Annotated in this window: 1 protein-coding gene and 1 pseudogene; both read left to right on the forward strand. The window is 62.9% G+C overall.

Annotated elements, in window-relative coordinates:
- Positions 1-3 precede the first annotated feature (3 nt).
- A pseudogene (locus tag ACH4E8_RS35120) lies at positions 4-1143 on the forward strand (amino acid adenylation domain-containing protein); the annotation flags it as partial.
- A 36-nt stretch (positions 1144-1179) separates the two neighbouring features.
- On the forward strand, positions 1180-3967 hold a 2788-nt coding region (locus tag ACH4E8_RS35125; protein ID WP_398455783.1), incomplete at its 3' end, for an FkbM family methyltransferase.

A 3967-nucleotide genomic window follows, 5' to 3' on the forward strand; every position in this document is an offset into this window, starting at 1 on the left:
TTCATGCTCACTGACGCCCGCCCCGTCGTCGCGGTCACCACGGAAACCACCCAGCATTTGGTCGGAGACACCCCCCAGCTCGTCATCGACCAGGCCACGACCCGCACCCATCTGGCCACCTTGCCGGTTCATGAGCCTACGGACGTCGATCGGATTCAGTCTCTGTCTCCGTCTCATCCGGCTTATGTGATTTACACGTCTGGGTCGACGGGTTGGCCTAAGGGTGTGGTGATGTCGCATGGGGCGGTGGTGAATCGGTTGTTGTGGATGCAGTCGGTGTTTGGGTTGGGTGGTGGGGATCGGGTGTTGCAGAAGACGCCGGCGGGTTTTGATGTGTCGGTGTGGGAGTTTGTGTGGCCGTTGTTGGTGGGTGCGGGGTTGGTTGTTGCTCGTCCGGGTGGGCATCGTGATCCGGAGTATGTGGCGGCGTTGATGGTGCGGGAGCGGGTGACGACGGTTCATTTTGTGCCGTCGATGTTGCGGGTGTTTCTTGAGGAGCCGTCTCTCGCGGCGGGTGTGGAAGGTTTGCGGCGGGTGGTGTGTAGTGGTGAGGCGTTGCCGGCGCATGTGCGTGATCTGTTCCATTCACGGTTGCCGGGTGTGGAGTTGCACAATCTGTATGGGCCGACGGAGACCGCTATCGATGTGACGTGGTGGTCGTGTCTGGCGGGTGATGGCGACAGTGTGCCGATCGGCCGGCCGGTGTGGAACACGCGTGTCTATGTGTTGGATAGCGTGTTGGAGCCGGTGACCGGGGACGTGGTCGGTGAATTGTATGTGGGTGGTGTCCAACTCGGTCGCGGATACTTGAACCGGTTTGGCCTCACGAGTGAACGGTTCATCGCTGATCCTTTCGGTGCGCCCGGTGAGCGGATGTATCGCACCGGTGACCTCGTTCGGCGGCGTCCGGACGGTGCTTTGGAGTTCACCGGCCGAGCCGACCATCAAATCAAAATCGCTGGACAGCGTGTTGAGCTGGGGGAGATCGAGTCGGTCCTCGCGGCCCACCCAGGAGTCGCGGACTCCGTCGTCGTCGCGGACACCGCACCCGAGACCGGGCGGCCCCGCCTCACGGGATACGTAGTGCCCGACGCCGTGACCGCGGGACCCGTCCGCCGATGGCACGACATCGCGGACAGCATCCCGGAACACGCAGACCGCCATACCCTGCCCAACGGGATGGCGATCGCCACCCGAAACCAGACGGAAGCCGATTTCGTCTACGAGGAAGTCTTCGAACGGCAAGAATACTTCCAACACGGGATCGACCTACCCAACGACGCCATCGTTTTCGACGTCGGCGCGCATATCGGCATGTTCTCCCTCGCGGTCAGTCAACAGGCACCCAACGCCACCATCTACGCGTTCGAACCCATGCCAGAACTCGCCGAAGTCCTCCAAGCCAACATGACCCTCTACGACGTCAACGCCCACGTCTTCGACTGCGGCCTCGCCGCACACACCGGAAACGCCGAATTCACCTACTACCCCGACCTATCCATCCTCTCCGGCCGCTACGGCTCCCCCGACGAAGAACGCGCCGTCGTCGAAGCCTTCATCCGCGGCGACCACACCAACACCCCCACCAACACTGCAACCGACACTGTGACCGACGAGGAATGGAACAACACCCTCACCGAACTCGTCACCGACCGACTCCAAAACCAGCAACTCACCCGCCCACTCCGCACCCTCTCCGACATTATTGACCAACACCCCATCCCCCGAATCGACCTCCTCAAAATCGACGCCGAAAAAAGCGAACTAGAAATCCTCCACGGCATCCAACCCCAACACTGGCCCCTCATCCAACAAATCGTCCTCGAAGTCCACGACATCAACAACCGCCCCCACACCATCACCAACCTCCTCACCCACCACGGCTTCCACACCACCACCCAAACCTCACCCGCCCTCAACAACACCGGCCTCCACACCCTCTACGCCACCCGAACCCCCACACCCCAAACACCCACCACACCCGAAACAACACCCACCGGATCAACCCAACCAGCCACACCCTTGCCCCCCGCTAAATCTGCAACACCCACTGGAACAACCAAGCCCATTGGATCAACGGAGCCTGTCGGGTTGATGACTCCGATCAATGTGGCAGCGCGATGGTGTGATGCCGACCTCCTCACCACCGACATCACCACCCACATCGAACAACACCTCCCACCCCACATGATCCCCACCACCCTCATCACCCTGCCCCACCTCCCCCTCACCCCCAACGGAAAAATCGACCGCACCGCACTCCCCACCCCCCACACACCCACCCCCACCAACCACCGCCAACCCCAAACCCCCAACGAACACACCCTCCACCAACTCTTCACCCACATCCTCAACCTCCCCACCATCAGCATCGACGACAGCTTCTTCACCCTCGGCGGCGACAGCATCATGTCCATCCAACTCGTCACCCGCGCCCGAACCGCCGGACTCATCCTCACCCCCCACGACGTCTTCCAACACAAAACCATCGCCGCACTCGCCACCCACGCCCGCACCCCCACCACCACACCCACCACCACACCCGACAACCCCACCGGCACCTTCCCCCCCACCCCCATCATCGCCTGGCTCCAAGAACAACAAGCACCCATCAACCAATTCAGCCAATCCATGATCATCCACACCCCCACCGACGCCACACCCCAAAAACTCACCGCCACCCTCCAAACCATCCTCGACCACCACCACACCCTCCGCATGCGCATCAACACCACCCCCACCGGCCAATGGCAACCCGAAATCACCCCCACCGGCACCATCCAAGCCACCAACCTCCTCACCCACACCAACACCAACCACCTCACCCCCACCCAACTCACCCACCACATCACCACCCACACCACCGCCGCCCAACAACGCCTCAACCCCACCAACGGCACCATGACCCAAGCCGTCTGGTTCAACCCCGGCCCCCACCAACAAGGACTCCTCCTCCTCGTCCTCCACCACCTCGTCACCGACGGCGTCTCCTGGCGACTCCTCCTCAACGACCTCGCCACCGCCTACCACCACATCAACACCGGACAAACACCCCAACTCCCACCCACCGGCACCTCCTACCGCACCTGGGCCCACACCCACACCCAACAAGCCACCACCCCCACCCGCACCGCCGAAACACCCCTCTGGACCAACATCCTCAACACCCCCGACCCACCCCTCACCACCACCCCCCTCAACCCCCAACACCACACCCACGCCACCACCGCCACCCACACCACCACCCTCCCCCCACACCACACCACCCCCCTCCTCACCACCATCCCCACCACCTACAACGCCACCATCGAAGACATCCTCCTCACCGCCTTCACCACCACCCTCACCCACTGGCGCCAACAACACACCCCCCACCAACACACCACCCTCCTCATCGACCTCGAAAACCACGGCCGCCACCCCCTCACCCCCACCACCGACCCCACCCGCACCATCGGCTGGTACACCAACAAACACCCCACCCAACTCGACCCCGGCCCCATCACCTGGCACAACAACCAACCCAACCCCACCCACCTCCACAACGCCATCAAACGCATCAAAGAACAACAACGCACCCTCCCCGACCACGGCATCGGCTACGGCCAACTCCGCTACCTCAACCCCCACACCAACCTCCCCCACACCACCCCCCAAATCGCCTTCAACTACCTCGGCCGCTACACCACACCCACCACCCCCACCCCCTGGAACCCCCCACCCAACCACCCCACCCTCAACAGCACCACCAACCCCAACACCCCCACCCCCCACCTCATCACCCTCAACGCCCTCACCCACCAAACCCCCAACGGCCCCCAACTCACCACCACCTGGAACTACCAACCCACCCTCACCCCCCACCACCACATCCACACCCTCAACACCCTCTGGACCAACACCCTCACCACCCTCACCACCCACCACACCCACACCCACACCACCCACCACACCCCCTCCGACCTTG

The organism is Streptomyces sp. NPDC017979, assembly GCF_044328175.1.
In the GTDB taxonomy this organism is placed as follows: domain Bacteria; phylum Actinomycetota; class Actinomycetes; order Streptomycetales; family Streptomycetaceae; genus Streptomyces.